This is a genomic window from Chryseobacterium populi (genome assembly GCF_000282115.1).
GTDB classification, from domain to species: Bacteria; Bacteroidota; Bacteroidia; order Flavobacteriales; family Weeksellaceae; genus Chryseobacterium; species Chryseobacterium populi.
The window spans coordinates 102,442-126,369 of sequence record NZ_AKJY01000012.1; the positions used below are offsets into that span (position 1 = coordinate 102,442).

A 23,928-nucleotide genomic window follows, 5' to 3' on the forward strand; every position below is an offset into this window, starting at 1 on the left:
AAAATATGCAGCAGATAGAATTTCAGGAAAAAGAAGAAATACTGGATCTTAAAAAGAGTATTAGAAAATATTTACGTAAATGGCTATGGTTTGCCATATCCGTTTTTATATTTATGATTGGGGCATACATTTATCTTAGATATGCTGTCCCAAAATATCAGTCTGAAACAACACTTAAGTTTGACAAGAAAGAGACGGATATTTCGTCTGCTTTATCTGATCTAAATAATTTGGGGATAGGGTTAAACAATGCTGATGAACTAAAAAGTGAAGTCGCAGTAGTAACTTCAAGACCTATTCTTACTCAAGTTGTTAAAAACCTTAATCTCAATGTAGAATATTTCAGTGAGGGAGAAATAAAAGATTCAGAAATATTCACTAAATTACCTGTAACGGGTAAAATATTAACATATAATGAAGATGAGAAATTTAAATCTTCAGAATTTACAGTTAAAGATATTGGTAATAATCAGTTTACTTTAACAAATGAGAAGAAAAAAAATAAAGGGACTTTTGATCAACCGTTACAACTTGATTTTGGAACAGTAATTTTACATAAAAATGAAGAAATTCCTAAAAATTCTAAATATAAAATTGTTTTTCTGAATCCCTTAGAAAAGGTAAAGAGGTTAGAAAAGCAAATACAGGTTGATCTACCTGATCAGAAAGCTTTGTTAATGGAAATTAGTATAATTGGTACTGTTCCTGAAAAATCTGAAGCCATTTTGAATGAAGTTGCTAAACAATATAATCAGGATGGTTTAAGAGATAAAAATTTACAAGCTCAAAATACGCAGGAATTTATAGATAAAAGACTTGAAGTAATTACTCGGGACCTCTCAGGTGTTGAAAATCAAAAAGAAGATTTTCAAAATCGTAATCGTATTGTCGATTTAGAGGCTCAGGCACAATTAGCACTTCAAAATACAAGTGATAATACCAAAGCTCTTCTTCAACAACAAACCCAGTTAGATTTATTAAATTCTCTTAGTGCGGAAGCTTCTAAAGGAGGAAATAACCAGCTTATGCCTTCCAATCTGGGACTTAACCCATCATTGGAACAGGCTATTTCTCAATATAATACGCTACTCATCAGTAGAAATAAAACCCTAAAGCAAGCTACAAATGAAAATCCTGCTGTCGTAGAAATGAATAAAGAAATTTCTGCGTTGAAGGAAATTGTACGTGACAATATTAGTCAGCAAAAAGCAACAGTACAAGCTGCTATTAGTCAATTGAATGGACAGATATCTTCAAATAACGGACTAATAGAAAAAGTTCCGGGACAATCAAAGATTTATCGTGGTATAGAACGTCAACAAAATCTTAAAGAACAACTTTTTCTTTTCCTTTTACAGAAAAGAGAAGAAAATGCAATCAATCTATCAGTAAATGTTCCAAAAGCTAAAATCGTAAACCCGGCCTTTACACACGACATTCCTATATCACCCAAGAGAAATATTGTTTTTCTTGGAGCTATTATTTTAGGATTATTATTTCCTTTTGCTATATTTTATCTGTTTTTTATATGGGATGATAAAATTTATAATAGAGCGGATATTAAAGAGCGATCTTTTCTTGGCGTATTGGCAGACATACCTACTCTTAAGGATAAAGAAAATCATTTGGTTCAGAAAAATGATTTTTCAGAACTGGCAGAAGCTTTTAGGGTACTGGTATCTAATCTCAAGTTTGTATTACCAACTAAAGATACAGCCAAAATAATTATGGTTACTTCTTCGATAAAAGGAGAAGGAAAAACCCTTGTATCGGTGAATTTAGCACTTACATTAGCTAATAAGAACGGTAGATCACTTCTTATAGGATCAGATATTCGAAATCCACAAATTCAGCGATATGATAGTGAACCTATGAAAAGAAAAGGATTGACGGAATATCTATATGATGAATCGATTAATGTAGAGGAACTTATACATACATCAGATACAAATCCTTATTGTGATGTGATTTACGCGGGAAGTATCCCTCCCAATCCACAAGAACTTCTTTCTAATGGCAGATATCAAAAGCTTGTTCATGATATGGCCTCTCAATATGCATATATTATCATAGATTCTGCCCCCTTGATGCTTGTTTCAGATACTCTTAGCATCGCAGATGTAGCTGATGCAACATTATATGTTGTAAGATCCGGAGTATCAAAAAATATTCTGATTGATTTTGCTAACGATTTAGTAAGGGATTCTAAATTATTAAATACATCATTTGTAATTAATGATGTTTCAAAACAAGTAGGAGGTTATGGCTCAAATTATGGGTATGGGTATGGATATACAAGTGATAAGCAAGAAACCTGGTGGCAAAAAATATTAAAAAAATAATTTTTTTAAACACCTCTAAGGAGTGCTATTGAGCTTACATGAAAAAAAATATTATATGAAAACACAAGTTAAAATTGCTATAATAGGATTAGGATATGTGGGTCTGCCTTTAGCACGTTTATTTGCTACAAAATATTGTGTAGTAGGATTTGATATAAATCAAAACAGGGTTACAGAATTAAGTGAAGGTATGGATTCGACTCTTGAAGTTGAAGATGATGCACTCCAATCTGTTTTAGTAAAGAAAAATCCATTTTTTTATTCTATTGATGAAAATAAAGGTTTGTATTGCTCTTCTGATTTAAATGAAATTAAAGAAGCAAATATTTATATTGTTACAGTTCCTACCCCGGTAGATAAACATAATCGTCCCGATTTAACCCCATTATTTAGAGCATCAGAAACAGTTGGGAAAGTACTTAAAAAAGGAGATATAGTTATTTTTGAATCTACTGTATATCCTGGTGTTACAGAGGAAGAGTGTATACCTGTATTAGAAAGAGTATCAGGTTTAACCTTTAATCAGGATTTTTTTGCGGGATATTCACCAGAAAGAATTAATCCTGGAGATAAAGAACATACTGTAGACAAAATTTTAAAAGTAACCTCAGGTTCAACGCCTGAAATTGGTGAAAGAGTTGATGAATTATATAAATCAGTTATTACTGCAGGAACGCATTTAGCTCCTACTATTAAAGTAGCTGAAGCATCAAAGGTTATTGAAAATTCACAGCGTGATATCAATATTGCCTTTGTTAATGAATTGGCTAAAATATTTAATTTATTAGATATTGATACTCATGCTGTTCTTGAAGCAGCCGGTACTAAATGGAATTTTTTACCCTTTAAACCAGGTCTTGTAGGCGGTCACTGTATAGGTGTTGATCCTTTTTATTTGGCACAGAAAGCTCAGGATGTAGGATATTATTCTGAATTAATATTAACAGCAAGAAGATTAAATGATTCTATGGGGGCATTTGTAGCTTCTCAGGTTGTAAAGGCAATGATTAAAAAAGGGATATCTGTAAACGGAGCTAAAGTACTGAATCTTGGTATTACTTTTAAAGAGAACTGTCCCGATGTAAGAAATACTAAAGCAGCTGATGTCATCAAAAGTTTAAAAGAATATTCATTGGATGTTTTGGCCTATGATCCATGGGCAAACCCGGAGGAAGTTATGCATGAATATGGAATTCAATCTATAAATTCATTAAGTGAGGTAAATGAGAAATTCGATGCTATTATTCTTACTGTTTCACACAAAGAATTTATAAGTTTAAACTTATCTCAATATTTAAAAGAAAATAGTGTGATATATGATGTAAAAGGAATTTTAAAAGAATTTGATGCCAGATTATAAGTTTAATATTATATATAAATTATGAAAACAAAACATCTTATCGTTTTTGGAACTCGTCCCGAAGCAATAAAAATGGCTCCGTTGGTTAAAGAATTTTTAAAACATGATGATTTTGATACAAAAGTGTGCGTAACAGCACAGCATAGAGAAATGCTAGATCAGGTTTTGGATTTTTTCGACATACAGCCTGATTATGATCTAGATTTAATGAGACCAAATCAAAATTTGTACTCTCTAACTGCAGATATTATTACCCAGCTGAAACCTGTTTTAGAAGATTTTAAGCCGGATTTTGTTTATGTGCATGGAGATACTACTACAACTATGGCAGCAAGTATTGCTTCTTTTTATTCGGGAGCAAAAGTTTGTCATGTTGAAGCTGGGTTGAGAACTCACAACAAACGTTCTCCTTTTCCTGAAGAAATCAATCGTCAGGTAGCAGGGCGAATTGCAGATTATCATTTTGCACCTACGATTAATTCCAAAAATAATTTATTACAGGAAAATGTAAAAGATAATAGTATCCTGGTTACCGGAAATACGGTAATTGATGCTCTTTTAGATAGTTCTGCTCGTATAGATACTATAGAAAATCAAGAAATTGAATACTTAAAAACAATTGTTGATTCAGATAAAAAGTTAATATTAGTAACCGGGCACAGAAGGGAAAATCATGGACAGGGATTTATTAATATCTGTGAAGCTTTAAAAGAAATCGGTGTAAACAATCCTGATATACAAATTATTTATCCTGTACATTTAAATCCGAATGTGAAAGTTCCGGTTTATGAAATTCTTTCGGGAATTGATAATATACAACTTATCGATCCGTTGGCATATCCTGCATTTGTATGGCTGATGAATCAGTCATATATGATTATTACAGATTCAGGAGGGGTACAGGAAGAGGCACCGAGTCTTGGAAAACCTGTCTTGGTGATGAGAGATACAACAGAGCGGCCGGAAGCTATAGATGCAGGGACAGTAATCCTGGTAGGAACAGATAAAAATAAAATTGTATCAGAAACACAAAATCTATTAGATGATAAAAATCGTTATCAATCGATGAGCGAGCTACACAACCCTTATGGTGACGGAAAAGCTTGTGCACGTATAGCAGAATTTATCAAAACAAAATAATTGAATAGAAAATAATATGAATCCAAAAGTAGTCACAATAGGGTTGGGATATATAGGTTTACCAACTTCTGCATTAATTGCAAATAATAAGATACCTGTTCATGGAGTAGACATATCACAACATGTTGTTGATATCATTAATGCTGGTAAGATCCATATTGTAGAACCTGAACTGGATAAGGCTGTGGCAAAAGCAGTAGCAGATGGTTTCCTTAGGGCAGATACCAAGCCGGTAACCGCGGAAACTTATTTAGTGGTGGTTCCAACACCTTTTAAAGGGAATCATGAACCGGATATTTCTTATGTAAAAGCAGCTACTACAGCTATTATTCCTTTGTTAAAAGAAGGAGACTTATACATCATAGAATCTACATCCCCTGTGGGAACTACAGAAAAAATGATGGAATACATTTTTGCAGAGCGACCAGAGTTAGAAAATAAAATTTATTTAGCATACTGCCCGGAGAGAGTTTTACCTGGAAACGTAATGTATGAATTGGTAAATAATGATCGTGTAATAGGTGGAGTAAATGAAGAATCTACACAGAAAGCATTGGCATTTTACAGACAATTTGTACAGGGAGAGCTGCATTCTACCAATTCCCGTACTGCAGAGATGTGTAAATTAACTGAAAATTCATCTCGTGATGTACAGATTGCCTTTGCAAACGAATTATCTTTGATTTGTGATAAAGCAGGAATTAATGTTTGGGAATTAATTGCGCTGGCCAATAAACATCCTCGTGTTAATATTTTACAACCGGGTTGTGGTGTAGGAGGACATTGTATTGCAGTTGATCCTTACTTTATTGTAGCAGAGTTCCCGATGGAGTCTAGAATTATTGCACAGGCACGTGAAACAAATAATTATAAATCGTTCTGGTGTGCAGAGAAAATTAAAAATACACGTTTAGAATTTGAATTGAAAAATGGTCGTGAGCCGTCAATAGCTATTATGGGATTAGCTTTTAAACCTAATATTGATGATTTACGCGAATCTCCTGCTATTCAGATTACAGAACGTGTTTTACAGGATTCCGGAGATGCCGATTTATTCATTGTAGAACCTAATGTACATGAGCATAAAGTATTTAAGCTAACGGATTATCAAGTGGCTGCAGAAAAAGCTGATATCGTGGTTTTACTCGTGGCACATAATGAATTTAAAAATTTATCGTTCAAAGAAAATCAGATTGTGTTAGATTTTTGTGGAATTGTAAAATAGAAACATGAATATACTTAATCTTATAGGTAGATCTAAAGAATTATTTTCTAATGATATACAAAATCATGAAGCTGAATTGAAATCAATTGTTTCGTCCTCGAAATTTTTGGTAATAGGAGGTGCAGGATCAATAGGTTCTGCAACAACTAAAGAGATTTTTAAACGGAATCCTAAAAAGCTTCACGTTGTTGATATCAGTGAAAACAATATGGTTGAGCTGGTTCGGGATATCAGAAGTCTATTTGGATATATTGACGGCGACTTCCAAACTTTTGCACTGGATATCGGTTCCATTGAGTACGATGCTTTTTGGGAAGCTGATGGAGATTATGACTATGTTCTGAACCTTTCAGCACTAAAGCATGTAAGAAGTGAAAAGGACCCCTATACTTTGATGCGAATGATTGATGTAAATGTTTTTAATACTGATAAAACTTTACAGCAGTCTGTTGAGAAAGGAGTGAAGAAATATTTTTGTGTTTCTACAGATAAGGCGGCTAACCCTGTAAATATGATGGGAGCTTCCAAACGCATAATGGAAATGTTTTTAATGCGCAGAAGTAAAGATATCGCGATTTCTACAGCACGTTTTGCAAACGTAGCATTCTCAGACGGCTCTTTGTTATATGGATTTAATAAGCGTATAGAAAAAAAACAGCCTATTGTAGCACCTAATGATATCAAGCGATATTTTGTTATTCCAAAAGAATCTGGTGAGCTATGTCTGATGTCTTGTATTTTTGGAGAAAACAGAGATATCTTCTTTCCAAAACTCAGTGAAAATCTTCATTTAATAACCTTTGCGGAAATTGCTGAAAAATATTTAAAAGAAATTGGCTATGAGCCCTATTTGTGTAAAGACGAAAATGAAGCCAGAGAATTGGTTCATACTTTGCCACAACAAGGTAAATGGCCGTGCTTATTCACTGGAAGTGATACTACAGGTGAAAAAGATTTTGAAGAATTCTTTACGGATAAGGAAGTTTTAGATATGGATCGTTTTGAAAACCTGGGAGTTATTAAAAATGAACTGAATATTGAAGAAGATAAGCTGAATTTATTTGAGGAAAATATCGATTCAATGAAAATAGCCCGTAAATGGGAAAAACAAAAAATTGTAGATCTGTTTTTTACCATGATTCCAGACTTTGGACATAAAGAGACAGGGAAATATTTAGATTCCAAAATGTAATAATGGAGCATATTCAACAAATGGTCTCGTTTATAAGAGATCAATATAAAACCGATCAGTTTATTCCGTTACACGAACCCCGTTTTCGTGGGAATGAAAAAAAATATTTGAATGATACGATTGATTCTACTTTCGTATCATCAGTGGGGTCATATGTAAACCAATTTGAAAATATGATGGAGGACATCACAGGAGCTGCAAAAGCTGTGGCTGTTGTTAATGGGACTTCTTCATTACAGGTTGCCTTAAGACTTGCTGGAGTACAACCGGGAGATGAAGTAATCACCCAGGCATTATCATTTATCGCTACAGCAAACGCTATTGCATATAACAATGCTTCTCCTATTTTCTTAGATGTTGACCTTGATACGATGGGACTGTCTCCAAAAGCTGTTGAAGCATTTTTGGAAGAATTTGGAGAAATAAGAGATAATGGATGTTTCAACAAATCTACAGGTAAAAAAATTGCTGCTTGTATGCCTATGCATACTTTTGGTTTTCCTGTGCATATGGATGAATTATTAGAAATATGTTCTAAATGGAATATACCGGTAGTGGAAGATTCAGCTGAATCCTTAGGCAGTTATTATAAAGGAAAGCATACCGGTACTTTAGGTTTATTGGGAGGTTTTTCCTTTAACGGAAATAAAACAGTAACCTGTGGTGGTGGTGGATCAATTGTTACCAATGATGTTGAGCTTGCCAGGCATGCAAAATATCTTACAACAACTGCCAAAAAACCTCATCCTTATGAATTTTTCCATGATGAGTTAGGATATAATTTCAGAATGCCTAATCTGAATGCAGCATTGGCATGTGCACAGTTAGAGCAGCTCAACACTTTTATTGAAGATAAAAGATCTTTGGCATTGGCCTATTCAGAACTATTTAAAAGTTTAGGAATCAGATTTCGTCAGGAAATACCTGATACGAAAGCAAATTACTGGTTAATGTGTGTTGAATTGGAAAACAAAATTGAGAGAGAGAATTTCTTAAAATTGACAAATGAGCAGGGGATTATGACCCGTCCTATCTGGACACTTACTTATCGTTTGCCAATGTACGAACATTGTCAGCGCGATGCACAAACTAATGCAGAATTTTTAGAAGAAAGAATCGTAAATATTCCAAGTAGCGTAAGGTAATAATGAAAAAGATCGCAATAATAGGATACTCAGGTCACGCACTTGTTGTATTGGATGCCTGTAAAAAAGCGGATATCAATGTAAGGTATTATTGTGACTTTTCACATGTGGAGAATAATCCTTATGATCTTATATATTTGGGAGATGAAAATAATGAACAGTTCGATTGGAATAATATTGATTTTTTTGTGCTGGGAATTGGTTCTAACCAGATTAGAAGAAAAGTTTCTAAGCTCATAGAATTGAAAGGGAAAAAAAAACTGAATGTTATACATCCAACAAGTATATTGAATGATGGTATAAATATAGGAACGGGCAATTTAATAGCTGCCAATGTGGTAGTTAATCCCTTTGCCCAGATTGGAGATGATTGTATTATTAATACAGCAGCGATAATAGAACATGAGTGTAAGATAGGAAATACAGTGCATATTGCTCCGGGAGTTGTTTTAGCAGGAAATGTTACTATAGGTGATGGTACATTCATAGGAGCAAATTCTGTTATAAAGCAAGGAGTCATAATTGGTGAAAATGTAACAGTTGGTGCTGGAAGTGTTGTTTTGAAAAATATTCCAAATGAAGAAGTATGGGTAGGAAATCCTGCTAAAAAATTAATAAAATGAGTAAAGTAATAATTATAGCGGAAGCAGGTGTAAATCATAACGGATCTTTAGAGAATGCATTTAAATTGGTTGATGCTGCATCAGAAGCTGGTGTTGATTATGTGAAATTTCAAACTTTTAAAGCTGATAAATTAGTTTCTAAATCTGCTAAGAAAGCAGAATACCAGATTACTAATACCGGAAACAATGAGGATTCTCAGTTGGCAATGCTAAAACAATTAGAATTATCACACGCTGATCATGAAAAGATAATTACTTATTGCAGAGAAAAGGGTGTCCATTTTTTTTCCACTGCCTTTGATTTGGAATCATTACAATATTTAAAAGAAATAGGACTGGATTTAGTGAAAATACCTTCCGGAGAGATAACTAATCTGCCTTATTTAAGAAAAGCAGCTCAATTATTTTCTAAAGTAATTCTGTCAACAGGAATGTCATCAATGAATGATATAAAGGCAGCTGTCGATGTTTTTAAAAAGGAAAAGATCAAAGATATTTCTATTTTACATTGTAATACAGAGTATCCTACTCCTATGAATGATGTTAATTTAAAAGCAATGTTAACAATAAAGGATGTGTTTGAAACTCCTGTAGGCTATTCAGATCATACCTTAGGCATTGAAGTACCTATTGCTGCCGTTGCTTTGGGAGCAAACATTATTGAAAAACATTTTACATTGGATAAAACAATGGAAGGTCCGGATCATGCTGCTTCACTGGAACCTGAAGAGCTAAAGAACATGGTTGCCGCCATTAGAAATATAGAAGATGCAATTTCGGGCACCGGCCTGAAAGAACCAAGCCCTTCTGAGATGAAAAATATAAAGATTGCGAGAAAAAGTATTATTGCTGCAAAAGAAATAAAAAAAGGAGAAAGGTTTTCAGAAGAAAATCTTACGGTTAAGAGACCTGGAGACGGGATTTCTCCGATGCAATGGGATGATGTAATCGGGAAGCAGGCCAATAAGGATTTTTACGAAGATGATTTAATAGAATTGTAGATGAAAAAACTTTGCGCTGTAACTGCTACAAGAGCAGAATATGGTCTATTAAAACCATTGATGAATGCCATTAATGCTCATCAGGAATTTGAATTGCAATTATTGGTAACCGGAGCTCATCTGTCTCCAGAATTTGGAAATACATATACACTTATTGAACAGGAAGGCTTTTATATCAACAAAAAAGTAGAAATGCTCTTATCTGCTGATACCGGCAGTTCTATTGTAAAGTCTATGGGGCTAGGAATGATCGGGTATGCAGATGCTTTTTCCCGTTTGAATCCTGATGCTATTATTATCCTTGGTGATCGTTATGAAATGTTAGCCGTTGCTTCTTCGGCTTCGGCGATGAAAATACCAATTATTCATTTACATGGTGGAGAGATAACAGAAGGAGCTTATGATGACTCGTTCCGTCATGCCATAACAAAACTTAGTCATTTGCATTTTGCATCAACGGAAAGCCATCGTGAAAGGATTATCCAATTAGGAGAACAGCCACAAAATGTGTTCAATGTTGGCGCTATCGGAATTGATAATATAGTAAATCTTCCATTATTATCTAAAGAAGCATTAGAGCAAGATCTAGGGATTCGGTTTGCAAAATATAATTATCAGGTAACCTTTCATCCAGAAACACTAGCTGACTTGTCAGCAGAAGAACAGTTTAAGGTTCTGTTGCAAGCTATAAAGAATCAGAAAGAAAGTTTTTTTGTATTTACAAAATCTAACGCAGATACTAATGGGAGGATTATTAATCGGATGATTGATGAATTTGTAACAGAAAATCCACATATTGCTAAAGCATTTACATCCTTAGGCTCATTAAAATTTTTATCTCTGTTAAAACATAGTAATGCAATCATAGGGAACAGTTCAAGCGGAATTATAGAGGCGCCATCTCTCCATACGCCAACCATTAATATTGGCGATAGGCAAAAAGGAAGAATGCAGGCTAAAACAATTATTAACTGTGTTGTTGATCAATTACAAATTGAAGAAGCGATTGATAGAACACAGGATGAAATTTTTATGCAATCTATAAAAAATCTTCAAAACCCGTATGGAAACGGAGATACAACGAATAAAATAATGAAAATCATAGAATCTACTGATTTTTCGAAATTATTAATTAAAAAATTTTACGATAAATAAATCATGAACAATATTCAAAAACATAGTTTAAATAAAACGGCATCTGTTCGCGATGCTTTAATCAAGCTGGATGAATTAGCTTCAGATGCAATAATTTTCATCGTAGATGATCAGCAGGTTTTACTCGGGTCTTTGACAGATGGTGATTTAAGAAGAGGTTTTATTAAAGGTTTAAATTTTGAAGAAGATATTTTAAAATTTGTTCAGCCTAATCCATCTTTTGTAAATGAAGGAGAGGATACTGTTGATTTATTGGAATTATATAAATCAAAGAATTTTAAAATTGTTCCCGTATTAAACAAAGAAAAACAGATTGTAGATATTATTAACTTCAGAGAAAATTCTACGGTCATTCCTGTAGATGCTGTTTTAATGGCGGGTGGTGAAGGCAAGCGATTAAGGCCATTAACTGAAAATACCCCCAAACCTCTTTTGAAAGTAGGTGATAAGCCAATTATTGAGTATAATATAGACCGGCTAAGCTATGTCGGAATTAAAAATATCAATTTAAGCATCAATTATTTAGGTGATCAATTAATTGAACATTTTGGAAATGGAGAAAAAAAGGGACTTAACATTAATTATGCGAGAGAAACAAAACCTTTGGGAACAATAGGGTCTATTCTTTTGGTCAATGATTTTAAACACGATGATATTATCGTTATGAACAGCGATTTGTTAACGAATATAGACTTTGCAGATTTCTATAAACTATATCGAAATAGCGGAGCGGATATGGCCGTAGCTGCTACTTCGTATCATGTGGATATTCCATACGCCGTTTTAGAAGTTGATCCTAACAACAAAGCAAAATCTCTAAAAGAAAAGCCAAGATATACCTATTATTGTAATGCAGGAATTTATCTCTTGAAAAAAAATGTTTTAAAAATGATTCCTGAGGATACATTTTTTGATATTACAGATCTAATGGATAAAGTATTGGAAATGAATCTGAAACTGGTAACTTACCCAATTAACGGATATTGGTTGGACATTGGAAAGCACGAGGATTTTATAAAAGCTCAGGAGGATATTAAACATATAAAATTGTAAATCATGAATAATATTAATAAACCATATTATATAGCAGAAACAGCCTTTCACCATGAGGGTAATATTAATTTCTTAGAAAATTTAATAGATGATATTGCCAAATTGGATATTGATGCGATAAAATTTCATTTGTTATTAGATTTAGAAGATTACATCGTAGAAAATCATCCGGCGAAAGAAGTATTAAAAAAAATATCCTTAGATCAGGAAAATTGGTTAAATATATTTGAAAGAGTAAAAACACTTGGAAAAGAAATCGTTTTATTATGTAATGATTTAAAATCCTTAAAATTTGCAAATCAAATACAGGATTCGTTTCCTATTATCGGAATTGAGTTACATTCTACAGGACTGAATGATTTGTTCTTATTAGAAGAATCAATTCAATTCAAAAAAACAATAATATTAGGGGTAGGAGGATCAACATTCGATGAAGTGCAATATGCCGTTGATTTTTTAAAATCCAATAATAAAAACGATATATTGTTGATACACGGATTTCAAAACTATCCTACAAATTATAAAGATATTAACTTTAAAAGAATAAATCTATTATCCTCTGCATTTGGTTTGCCAATAGGTTATGCAGACCATACAGATCCTAATGATAACAAAAACAAAATAATTTCTACCTTGCCAATTTTGTATGGAGTGAATGTGATAGAAAAACACATTACCAATGTATTTGGAGAAAAAAGAATTGATGCCCAGGCAGCAATAGATCTAAAAACAATGGAAGAAGTAATAGAATTAGGTAACGCAATATATAAATCAATAGGTGAAAATTCAATCATTTTTTCTGAAGCAGAGCTCAATTACGGGAACACGGGACCTATGAAAAAAGCACTGGTTGCAAGAAGAGAGATTAAGAAAGGGGAGATCCTGAAAAAAGAAGATATTGCTTTCAAAAGAACAGAAGAATCAAGCCCATTATCCCAAAAAGATTTTAATAAAGTAGTGAATGCAATTGCTTTGACTGATCTTAAAAAGGATCAAATATTAAGTTTCTCAAATCTTGAGTATAAGTTTCAAAAACCATCTTTTGAACAGTTTTTTGTAAAATAATATAACATGAAAATAGGATTATTAATTACAGCAAGGTTAAAATCATCAAGATTACCTTTTAAGTTATTGAGAGACCTGAACGGATATTCAATTATAGAGCATGTGATTAATCGGAGTAAGGCTATAAATGATGTTGAAGAAATAGTTCTATGTACCTCAACGAATCTTCAGGACAAACCACTGGTGGAAGTTGCGAAAAAAAATGATATTTTTTATTATTTAGGATCAGAAGAAGATGTGTTACAGAGATTAAGTGATGCTTCTCAATTTTTTGGTTTTGATTATGTTTTAAGTATTACAGGAGAGAATCCTATATTATCTATAGACCATGCTAATCTTATGATTAATCGTATAAAAACTTTAAAAGAAGATTTTATCTACATTGATGGCCTGCCAATTGGAACTGCAGTTTACGGCCTGAATGTAAATGCTCTGAAGACAGTATGTGAATTCAAAAAAGAAATAGATACAGAAATTTGGGGTCCACTTATTAACAGACCGGAAATATTCAAAGTTGGAAAAATCATTGCAGAAGAATTTTATAACAGACCAGGCTTAAGATTAACGAATGATTACTTTGAGGATTTTGAATTGATGAATAATATTTTTAATCATTTTGATAGGAAATCAATACCATCATTATATGCGGTTTTAAAATATATGGATAATAACCCGGAAGTTTTAAAGATTAATAGTGAAAGGATACAGTTGGCTTTGGAAAATGATACCTTAGAAAGAATAGACAGGTTTTTCAAAGATAATTATGAAAAGATTTTAGAATTAAAACAGAAAAATTATAGCAATGATTTTTGATAGAATAGAAAAAATAAACGAATACGGACTTGATCTGAACTTTATTGTTGATGATTTGAAACAAAAAAAGTTTGTAAAAGGAAAATATAACATAGACGAACCCAATTTTTTTGGAATAGATTTGGAATACATTACAAAAGATTCAAAAGAGGGGATTTGGGAAGCTCATCGCAAATATTTGGATATTCATATTATTTTGGAAGGAAAAGAAATTATAGAAATAGCTGATATTAATGAGGCTGAAAGCACAAAAGAATACGAAGATGATTATGAGTTATTTAATTCAATAGCTCAACATAAAATTTATCTGAGACCCGGATATTTTTTGATTCTTTTCCCACATGAAGTGCATAAAACATCTGTTAAGACAGATGAGGCAATTGCTGTTAAAAAGAAAGTTTTTAAAAAATTATTATAATTTAAAGCTAGAAAAATGAAGACTGTTATAAATTGTATTATAATATTGGGTTATGTATTAATGTTTCAACAAAAAGTGTATGGTCAACAAAAAGTAAAAATTGTTGACTATAAGATCAGTGCTAAACAACCGGAATTTTACAATGCAATTTATACTTCAACTAAAGGTAATGATTTAAGATCCAGAAACTTAATTTCCGCGGATAATGGTTTGTCATGGATAGAAAAAGCGACAAATACCAAAGGAATTGCTTTACCCCCAAAGTATGGAAGAAGAGTCCCTGTAACATCAGTTTACGATACTAATCAAAATTTATTTGTTACTTTTTTTAATGCTTTAGACAATCCAAATGTGTCATCAAAGATTGCGGAGCCTAAAGAAGCTTTAAAAGATTATTATATCCGGTATAGAGTATCAAATGATAATGGGAAAAGTTGGCTAAGTGATGAGCCGATTGTAATACAGGGCAATAATTACTCAGGAAAAAATCCACTACCTTTAGTTACAGTTGGTGAAAATGCGTATTATTTGGGAGACACTGGAAGTAGAGCTATAATAACTTCAAATGGAACAATTTTATTGCCTGCACAAAAAACGGTAAAAGCTAGTCAAAAAGATAATAAATTAAATAAAAATCAATTGTATAATCCTAATGGAGGGTATACATATACTGAAGCTATTATACTACAAGGATCATGGGAAAACCAAAAGATCATCTGGAAAAACGTTAGTGCAATAAAAGGAGATCCCAATAAAACAACCAGAGGTTTAATTGAACCTACGATTGTTGAATTAAGCAACGGATACATACTTTCTATCATGAGAGGCAGCAATGGAGGAGACAAAGATAAAAGCTTCTTGTTACCTAGCTATAAATGGATGTCATATTCTTCTGATAATGGAAAGGCATGGTCACAACCTGAACCTTGGACATATAATGATGGGACAAACTTTTATTCTCCATCTTCGATGTCCATTTTATACAAACATACAAATGGCAGAGTTTTTTGGATAGGTAATATCAATGAAAATAATTCCAAAGGAGCTCAGAATCGATACCCTTTGGTAATAGGGGAGGTTGATCAAAAATCTATGAAATTAATTAAATCATCAGTCATCCTTTTAGATGATTTGAAAACTACAGATAAAGGAAAAGGAGAATTAGATTTAGGACATGTTACTATAATCGAAGATAAAAATACAAAAGAATTGATCATTGTTTATCCCAGAATTTTTGGGAATTCAAAACAGAGAGAGTGGGCAACAATAAGATTAAGTGTAAAGTAATATTTAATTTTTATAATGAAAAAGCTCAATCCTAAGATATTAACAATATTATTTTTCCTATTCTTATTTATCCAAATTGTACCTTTTCTAACAAGGGAGAATATGCAACAGATTTTAATATTGGATTACTCTGTTATCTTTCCGCTCATTTTTCTATATACTGCATTAAAAAGAGATAATAAGAACTTATTTCAATATTTATATTTTCTGGCAATATCAATAGCATCCTTCGCACTATATATTTTTGGGTTTTCCGGATCTATTTCTGGTTTTATTCTTTGTGCAACAGTGCCATATTTTATGGTGAATCAATTTAAGACTCCTCAAAAATTAATTGAAGCATTATTCCCTGCAATTAAATGGGGTTGTGTTTTGATTATAATTCTAGGGACAATAATGTTTATTGGTATAAGGGATCAACTTAATAATATGGTGTTGATGACGACATTTTTCATAAAGGCAAGTATTAACTATGTTTCGTTATTATTCTATGGATTTACTACTCTTTATATTTTGTTGTATGATTTAAAAGAAAAATATTCAGAGAAGCCTACAAAGTTTGAATATGCAATTGCAATTTTAATGTTGGCAACATCTGCATTTTATAGTGCAATGTATTTGACACGAAGTACATTCATAGCTTCAATTGTTTTGTTCGCTGTTTTTTTCAGACAAAAAAGGATAATCATTTTTATATCTCTTATTTTGGCCTTTATTATTTTTAGTGACAAAGTATATGAATTCATAGTGGGGCTATTGGGAACAGATTCTGTGAGTGATTTAGCTACACAGGATATCAGGGTAAAATCAATTAATAATTTAATAGATCAATCACTAATTTTTGATTATGATTTTACCAATAATATGTCATATTCTTCCTTAATAAATGTATTGTTCTGCTTGTTTCCTTTTTCTCTTGTTTTAGGAGTGCCTTTAATTGCTTATATAGCTGGTATTGTTAAACAGAAGAATCTGGATAGAATGATTTTTTATATATTATTACTGGCTTCTTCAATATTTGTTTCTTTATACCAAATGGATTTCTTTTCAGCATTTGTATTGTACTTTATAGGCCAAACTCTTTTGCTTGAAAAACGATATTCGATATATAATAAGACCTTTGTAAGAAATGTGTCTTTTAATTTAAGTAAATGAAAAAGATAATAAATAAATTAATTACAATTAATTTGTATCCATTTGTTTTGAATATAGATTTTCAAAAAAAAATATTAAAAAGATACAATAATCCAAAAGATCTTATCGAGCGATCATTTTTTCAATATAAAGTTCAATTTGATGTAGTCCCATTTTATAAAAAAATAATCAATAATATTATTGGATTCTTCGCCATCTTTTATTTCTTTTTGAAAGGGATATTAAAACAAAATAACTTAATAAAAGATAATTTAAGCACATCCAAGAAGGTAGCAATATTTCCGTATAAAAACTATCACTATCCTAATATAATCCCCATAGAGCTAAAGGATGAATTTCATATCCAGGAAATTAATTTTATGGAAGATTTTTTATTTAAAAAGAAAGATTTCAAATTTATATTAAACTTTATAAAAAAATACCCGCTCCATTTTTATTTTTTGTCTAAATGTATATCGAAAATAATGTTTTACAGGTATATTATAGAAAGATATAAGCCCTCAGCAATAATAAGCAGCGCAGAATATTCATTTTCATCTTCCATTTCAACGCAATTTTGCAGAGAAAATAATATTGAACAAATAAATATTATGCACGGTGAAAAGTTTTTTATAATTAAAGACAGTTTTTTTGAATTTGATCGGTTTTATATTTGGGATGAATTCTATAAAGATCTGTTTATTAATTTGAAAGCTTCTTCAAATCAATTCATAATAGGTAATTTTCCCAATTTAAAGATGGATGTAAAACCCAATCAGGAAAAATATAAATATACTTATTATTTAGCTGCAGAAAATCAAGCCGAATTAAGCAAAATAAAGGAAAGCTTACTGAAAATAGAGAATCCTGAAAAAATATGTATAAGATTCCATCCCAGATATTCTGATTTTAAAACGGTTAAACAAATTTTTGAAGGTTTTGTTATCGAAAACCCAAAAGAAACAACAATGGAAGAGTCGTTTAGTAGAACAGAAAATGTTATATCATTATATTCCTCATGTCTTGTGCAGGCTTATTTCAATCAAAAAAATATAATTGTTGATGATGTGAATAACAGCTCGGATAAATTAAAAATTTTGAAAGATTCTGAATATATAATATTATCCAAGCCTCATCAACTTTTAAGTGCTATAATTTAAAAAATCAATGAAAGACAAATTAAAAACAATTGTTAAGACTGCAATTTTCAAAGATTCTTTGATATATGGCTTAACAAATGCTTTGTATACTGGCCTGCCGATTTTGCTAATGCCTTTTTTAATTGCTGTTTTAAATCCTGCAGATTATGGAAAAATAGAACTGTTTAGAAGTATTACGATGGTTCTGACACCAATAGTTGGATTAAGTACGGTACAGTCTATAACACGATATTATTATGACTTGAATGAAGAAGACTTCAAAAAATTTACAGCATCGATAATTATTTTACAATTGATCAATTCAGTCGTTGCCTTAATAATTATGTATATTGTGAGTTTTTTTATAGCCAAAGAATATTATATATTAATGGTTCTTGCTATAATTTTCTTTGTATTTAACCAAATAACAGAGGCTTTATTATCAATATACAGAGTAAAAAGGCAACCAAGAAACTATCTTATTATAAGAATAGGAATCGTTGTTCTCGATTTACTCCTACTTACCATTTTATATTATACTTTTACAAAATATGACTGGACTTACAGAGTATTGCCAAATGTTGTATCTACTACTGTTTTAGGGATTATTTGTTTGAGTTTGTTATGGAAAAAATTTGACATAAAATTTCAGTTTGATTACCCGTTGCTAAAAATCGCAGTTATATTTAGCACACCTCTTATTATCCATATGATATCGGGATATATTTTAAACATTGGTGATCGATTTTTTATCACTTATTATTTAGGAACTGGCGAGTTAGGTAACTATTCTGTTGCATACCAAATTGGATTAATTGTGAGTTTCTTTTTTACAAGTTTCAACCTTGCATGGACACCTACTTTTTTCGAATGGATGGAACAAGAAAAATATAGTGCAATTAATAAAGTTAAAAAGGTTATTTTCGTCATTATTCCTTTAATCGGTTTTTTCTCTGTTTTAGGCTGGAATATACTTTCTAAATCTATTCCTAATCTGGCGAAATATAATGTAGATTTAAAATTAGTTGTAATCATTACATTAGCATATATAATTTTATCTTTTTATAAATTTAATTCTAATTACTATTTTTATTTTAAACAGACAAAAACACTTGCAACCATTACATTTGTAACTGGCATTGTATGTGTTGTTTTATATATGATTCTAATCCCAAAAATGGGTGTGATGGGAGCAGCGATTGCAACACTTATTACGTTTATTTTAATGTTTATTAGTACTTATATCTTTAAGCCAAATGAAAAAAATATTGAGAAACCTTAGAAGGAAAATTCTTACCTATATTGCTTTTTATAGATCAGGAAAGAATAAAGAAGTATTCAAATCTATAATTTTAGGATGGGTAAAACTAAATAAAAATACAAAGGTTGGACAAAACGTAAGCTTTAATGGTTGTACAATCTATGGAAACGGAAAAGTAGAGATAGGTGATAATTTTCATTCTGCAAAAGGATTAATTATGTTAACTACTTATCATAATCATAATGGAAATAAAATACCTTATGATGAAACCGTTATTCATAAGGATATTAAAATAGGAGATAATGTTTGGATTGGAATGAATGTAATAGTTTTGGGAGGGGCCACTATAGGTGAAGGAGCCATAGTTCAGGCAGGAAGTGTTGTTTCCAAAAGTATACCCCCTTTAGCTATTGCAGGAGGTAACCCAGCGACACCATTTAAAAACAGGGATGAAAAGAGATATTTTGAATTAAAGGCAGAGAAAAAGTTTCAATAATTACATATTTATAGGCACTTGTTTTAAAAATTAAATAATTTAGATTAAATGAAAAAAATACTATATCTAACATTTTACTTTGAACCTGATTTGTGTGCAGGATCATTTAGAAATAGCCCATTGATAAAGGAATTAGCAGAACAGGCTTCAGGTATTGCTGAAATAGATGTTATAACCAGTGTTCCAAATAGATATAAAACTTACGAGACTGAAGCATTAAAATACGAAAAAAGAGGAAATTTAAATATCCATCGAATCCCTCTACCTTCTCATAATAATGGAATGAAGGATCAGATATTTTCATATAAAGAGTATTATACAAAAGCAATAAAGCTTACGAAAGATAAAAAATATGACCTGGTAATATCTTCTTCTTCAAGATTGTTCACAGCCTATTTGGGATATAAAATTGCATCCAAAAACAAAGTTCCACTTTATTTGGATGTTCGTGACATTTTTTATGATACAATGGAAGATGTTTTAAAAAATAAAATGCTAAAAACATTTTTATTACCTGTTATAAAGCAGATTGAGAAACGTACATTTTCATATGCCTCGCATATTAATTTGATTTCAGAAGGATTTAAATCTTATTTTAAACAATATAACAAATGTAATTACACCTATTTTACAAATGGGATAGACCCTGTTTTCATTAATAACAATGCCTCATTGGAAATACCTAAGGAACCGAAGAAAATTGTATACGCAGGTAATTTAGGAGAAGGTCAAGGGTTAGATAAAATTATACCAGATGCAGCAAAATTATTAGGAAATGATTATGAGTTTGTCATTATTGGAGATGGGGGAATAAAAAACAGATTACTGGAAAAGATAAAATCTTTAAACCTTAAAAATGTTACTTTTTTTAATCCAATGAAGCGTGAAGAACTTATAAAGGTCTATGAAGAATGTGATTTTACCTTTGTTCATTTAAATGACTATGAAGCTTTTAAAAAAGTATTGCCATCTAAAGTTTTTGAATTGGCTTGTTTTCCACAACCGATAATTGCAGGAGTTGGAGGATATGCAAATACATTTATTGCGGAGAACATACCAAACAAGATTCTGTTTAAGCCTTGTGATGTTGAAGATTTTGTGAACCAGTTGAAAAACTTTACTTACACGCGAAGCAAAAGAGAAAAATTCATAGAAGAATTTGAGCGTTCTACTATTAATCGTGAAATGGCATCTTCAATGCTTAAATATTTATGAAAACACTAATAACCGGTATGACAGGTTTTGTAGGTCAGAATTTGTCAAAATACCTGATAGATAGACAAATAGAAGTGAATGGAATATCACTTCGAAATGAATCCTGGAAAAATGCATTGGGCAATAATGTAGATGCCATTATTCATTTGGCAGGAAAGGCACATGATACAGAAAACACTTCAGAAGAAGATATTTATTTTAAAGTCAATAGGGATTTAACCATTGAATTATTCAATGAATTTTTAAAATCTGAAATTAAAGATTTTTTCTTTTTTAGTTCGGTAAAAGCAGTTGCAGATACTGTAGAAGTTGTATTGAAGGAAGATATTAAAGGAAATCCACAAACACCTTATGGAAAGTCAAAATTTGAGGCGGAGCAACATTTACAGAACCAAAAATTGCCTGAAGGCAAAAGATTGTTTATAATACGTCCATGTATGATTCATGGTCCCGGTAATAAAGGAAACTTAAACCTTTTATATAAAATAGTTGAAAAAGGAATTCCTTGGCCGCTGGCCGGCTTTAAAAACGAACGCTCATTTTTAAGCATTGATAATCTTTGCTATTTAATGCATCATATGTTGGAGAAAAAAACAGTTGCGTCCGGTATTTATCACTTTGCAGATGATGAAAATATTTCCACAAACAAATTGATACAAATTATATCTAGAGTATTAGGAAAGAAATCTAAACTATGGAATATTCCTTCCGGATTCATTAAAGGTATTGTGAAAATAGGTGATATATTACCGTTGCCACTCAATTCGGAACGCTTAAAAAAGCTAACTGAAAGTTATGTAGTTTCGAACCAAAAAATAAAAAACGCACTAGAAATAAAACAACTACCTTTATCGGCAGAAGAAGGATTGGTTAGTACCATTACAAGTTTTAAAAATAATAAAAAATGATACGTATTTTCGATTTTATCTTTTCATTTGTAGGAATTCTTTTTTTATGGCCAGTAGGCATAATACTTTATCTTGTTGGTATTTTTGATACAGGCTCACCCATTTTTGTACAGGAAAGAGTAGGACGTTATAAAAAACCTTTTAAACTGATTAAATTCAGAACAATGCATGTGAATACAAAATCTGTTGCCACCCATTTATCAAACCAATCTTCCGTGACAAAATTTGGAGGGTTTCTAAGAAAATCCAAATTGGATGAACTTCCTCAATTGATTAATGTGTTAATTGGAGATATGAGCTTGGTAGGACCCAGACCCAATCTTTTTAATCAGGTAGAACTCATAGAAGAAAGAGACAAACGAGGTGTGTATAACGCAGTCCCCGGCATTACAGGGCTTGCCCAAATTAATGAAATCGATATGTCTACACCAAAAGATTTAGCAGAAAAAGATGCTGAAATGCTTCAGAATCTTACACTTTCTGATTATTTTCAATATATTTTTGCAACGGTAAGTGGTAAAGGGCAGGGAGATAGAATCCAAAAGTAATATTTTTAGGCTACTTTTTGATAAAATTATAATAAGTGGGAATATAGAAAGAAGCACAATGAATTTTGATTTGATTTCTCCGAAATAAATACATTTGTTATTAGTTATAAAATGATATGAAAGATAAAATTTGGCTCTCCTCACCTCATCTCACTGGAAGAGAAATATTTTTTGTAGAAGATGCTTTTCAGAAAAACTGGGTGACTTCATTAGGTGAAAATATCAATGAATTTGAAAATAGTTTACAGAGATATCTTCATGGAAATGTTCAGATTTGCGCACTCAATTCAGCTACTTCGGCTATTCATCTTGCATTAGTAATTCTAGGTATTACAGCTGGTGACGAGGTTATAACATCTTCATTTTCTTTTATTGCTTCAGCCAACCCTATTGCCTATCAAGGTGCAATTCCTGTTTTTGTAGACTCTGAAAAAGATACCTGGAATATGTCTCCGGCAGCTTTACAGGAAGCTATTGAAGGCAGAATCTCAAAAGGGAATAAACCAAAAGCAATCATAGTTGTTCACCTGTATGGAATGCCTGCAAAAATGGATGAAGTTTTATCAATTGCAGCAAAATATGAAATTCCTGTCATTGAAGATGCAGCCGAAGCATTAGGTTCTAAATATAAAGGAAATGCTTGTGGAACATTTGGACGTTTCGGAATTTTATCTTTTAACGGAAATAAAATAATTACGACATCAGGAGGCGGAGCATTGGTTTGCCATACTCAGGAAGATAAAGACAAAACGGTTTTCCTTTCTACCCAGGCGAGAGATAATGCACCGCATTATCAACATTCGCATATCGGCTATAATTACAGAATGAGTAATATCTCTGCAGGAATAGGACGTGGTCAGATGGAAGTTTTAAATGACAGAGTTGATGCCCGCAGAAAAATGCAGAGTTTCTATGTAGATATATTTAAGGATATTGATGGAGTAGAAGTGCTTTCAGAACCAGGTACAGATTTTTATTCCAATCACTGGTTGTCTGCAATCACTGTAGATGCTTCGAAAACAGGTAAAACCCGTGAAGATCTGCGTCTCGCATTTCTTGAAGATAATATAGAATCCAGGCCTCTGTGGAAGCCTATGCACATGCAGCCTGTTTTTGCAGATGCTCCGTATTATGGCGGAAATGTAGCCGAAACTCTTTTCGAAAACGGATTATGCCTGCCTTCAGGGTCTAATCTTACGGATGATGAAAGAAACAGAATTGCTAAAGTGATAAAACAAGTTTTCTCCAAATAAGAAAATTTTGATTATTGAAAAAAATAAAACGGGTGTCTGAGAGTATCGAGGACATCCGTTTAGCATATAAGATGATCAATTAAAAGTCAAATCTGATTTTTTTAAGAAATATTTAATCTGTCTTGTGCTTCAATAGATTTTTTCTTATAAATTAA

The 23,928-nt window shown here is 31.8% G+C and carries 22 protein-coding genes; all 22 read left to right on the forward strand.

Features of this window, described 5'->3' with window-relative positions; translation table 11 throughout:
- Positions 1-5 precede the first annotated feature (5 nt).
- The gene (locus PMI13_RS03730; RefSeq protein WP_007840854.1) at positions 6-2,342 is read left to right on the forward strand and encodes a GumC family protein; all 2,337 of its coding nucleotides are present in this window, start codon (positions 6-8) and stop codon (positions 2,340-2,342) included.
- 55 nt (positions 2,343-2,397) lie between these two features.
- Positions 2,398-3,702 carry a nucleotide sugar dehydrogenase gene (locus PMI13_RS03735; protein ID WP_007840855.1) on the forward strand — a complete coding sequence of 435 codons (1,305 nt, stop codon included), beginning with the start codon at positions 2,398-2,400 and terminating at the stop codon, positions 3,700-3,702.
- Positions 3,703-3,723: 21 nt separating this feature from the next.
- Entirely contained in the window at positions 3,724-4,842 is a 1,119-nt protein-coding gene (gene wecB, locus PMI13_RS03740) for a non-hydrolyzing UDP-N-acetylglucosamine 2-epimerase (protein ID WP_007840856.1), read from the forward strand.
- A 16-nt stretch (positions 4,843-4,858) separates the two neighbouring features.
- Positions 4,859-6,067, forward strand: coding sequence for a UDP-N-acetyl-D-mannosamine dehydrogenase (gene wecC / locus PMI13_RS03745; protein ID WP_007840857.1), 1,209 nt, complete (start codon positions 4,859-4,861; stop codon positions 6,065-6,067).
- Positions 6,068-6,071: 4 nt separating this feature from the next.
- Complete coding sequence (locus PMI13_RS03750; protein WP_007840858.1) at positions 6,072-7,259, forward strand: UDP-N-acetylglucosamine 4,6-dehydratase; 1,188 nt, start codon at positions 6,072-6,074, stop codon at positions 7,257-7,259.
- Between the two features lie 2 nt (positions 7,260-7,261).
- Entirely contained in the window at positions 7,262-8,404 is a 1,143-nt protein-coding gene (locus tag PMI13_RS03755; protein ID WP_007840859.1) for a LegC family aminotransferase, read from the forward strand.
- 2 nt (positions 8,405-8,406) lie between these two features.
- On the forward strand, positions 8,407-9,027 hold the full coding sequence (locus PMI13_RS03760; protein WP_007840860.1) for an acetyltransferase: 621 nt from the start codon (positions 8,407-8,409) through the stop codon (positions 9,025-9,027).
- The gene (gene neuB, locus PMI13_RS03765; protein WP_007840862.1) at positions 9,024-10,028 is read left to right on the forward strand and encodes an N-acetylneuraminate synthase; all 1,005 of its coding nucleotides are present in this window, start codon (positions 9,024-9,026) and stop codon (positions 10,026-10,028) included. Before PMI13_RS03760 ends, neuB begins: the two co-directional genes overlap by 4 nt.
- Positions 10,029-11,183, forward strand: a complete 1,155-nt coding sequence (gene neuC, locus PMI13_RS03770) for a UDP-N-acetylglucosamine 2-epimerase (RefSeq protein WP_007840868.1) — start codon at positions 10,029-10,031, stop codon at positions 11,181-11,183.
- 3 nt (positions 11,184-11,186) lie between these two features.
- Positions 11,187-12,236 (forward strand): nucleotidyltransferase family protein, encoded by a 1,050-nt coding sequence (locus PMI13_RS03775; RefSeq protein WP_007840869.1) that lies wholly within the window; start codon positions 11,187-11,189, stop codon positions 12,234-12,236.
- Positions 12,237-12,239: 3 nt separating this feature from the next.
- A complete protein-coding gene (locus tag PMI13_RS03780; RefSeq protein ID WP_007840871.1) occupies positions 12,240-13,301 on the forward strand; it encodes an N-acetylneuraminate synthase family protein in 1,062 nt (353 codons plus the stop codon).
- 6 nt (positions 13,302-13,307) lie between these two features.
- Positions 13,308-14,114 carry a cytidylyltransferase domain-containing protein gene (locus PMI13_RS03785; RefSeq protein WP_007840874.1) on the forward strand — a complete coding sequence of 269 codons (807 nt, stop codon included), beginning with the start codon at positions 13,308-13,310 and terminating at the stop codon, positions 14,112-14,114.
- On the forward strand, positions 14,104-14,532 hold the full coding sequence (locus tag PMI13_RS03790; RefSeq protein WP_007840876.1) for a YhcH/YjgK/YiaL family protein: 429 nt from the start codon (positions 14,104-14,106) through the stop codon (positions 14,530-14,532). The genes PMI13_RS03785 and PMI13_RS03790 overlap by 11 nt, the downstream gene beginning before the upstream one ends.
- Positions 14,533-14,547: 15 nt before the next feature.
- Entirely contained in the window at positions 14,548-15,819 is a 1,272-nt protein-coding gene (locus tag PMI13_RS03795) for a sialidase family protein (RefSeq protein ID WP_007840878.1), read from the forward strand.
- 15 nt (positions 15,820-15,834) lie between these two features.
- Positions 15,835-16,974, forward strand: a complete 1,140-nt coding sequence (locus PMI13_RS03800; protein ID WP_007840879.1) for a hypothetical protein — start codon at positions 15,835-15,837, stop codon at positions 16,972-16,974.
- Positions 16,971-18,113, forward strand: coding sequence for a hypothetical protein (locus PMI13_RS03805; protein WP_007840881.1), 1,143 nt, complete (start codon positions 16,971-16,973; stop codon positions 18,111-18,113). Before PMI13_RS03800 ends, PMI13_RS03805 begins: the two co-directional genes overlap by 4 nt.
- Positions 18,114-18,120: 7 nt before the next feature.
- On the forward strand, positions 18,121-19,374 hold the full coding sequence (locus PMI13_RS03810; protein ID WP_007840882.1) for a lipopolysaccharide biosynthesis protein: 1,254 nt from the start codon (positions 18,121-18,123) through the stop codon (positions 19,372-19,374).
- Positions 19,349-19,849 (forward strand): acyltransferase, encoded by a 501-nt coding sequence (locus PMI13_RS03815; protein ID WP_007840883.1) that lies wholly within the window; start codon positions 19,349-19,351, stop codon positions 19,847-19,849. The genes PMI13_RS03810 and PMI13_RS03815 overlap by 26 nt, the downstream gene beginning before the upstream one ends.
- Before the next feature lie 48 nt (positions 19,850-19,897).
- On the forward strand, positions 19,898-21,064 hold the full coding sequence (locus tag PMI13_RS03820) for a glycosyltransferase family 4 protein (protein WP_007840884.1): 1,167 nt from the start codon (positions 19,898-19,900) through the stop codon (positions 21,062-21,064).
- Positions 21,061-21,972, forward strand: coding sequence for an NAD-dependent epimerase/dehydratase family protein (locus PMI13_RS03825; RefSeq protein ID WP_007840888.1), 912 nt, complete (start codon positions 21,061-21,063; stop codon positions 21,970-21,972). The genes PMI13_RS03820 and PMI13_RS03825 overlap by 4 nt, the downstream gene beginning before the upstream one ends.
- Positions 21,969-22,520, forward strand: coding sequence for a sugar transferase (locus PMI13_RS03830; protein ID WP_007840889.1), 552 nt, complete (start codon positions 21,969-21,971; stop codon positions 22,518-22,520). The genes PMI13_RS03825 and PMI13_RS03830 overlap by 4 nt, the downstream gene beginning before the upstream one ends.
- Before the next feature lie 116 nt (positions 22,521-22,636).
- A complete protein-coding gene (locus PMI13_RS03835; protein ID WP_007840891.1) occupies positions 22,637-23,773 on the forward strand; it encodes a DegT/DnrJ/EryC1/StrS family aminotransferase in 1,137 nt (378 codons plus the stop codon).
- The last annotated feature ends 155 nt before the right edge of the window (positions 23,774-23,928 follow it).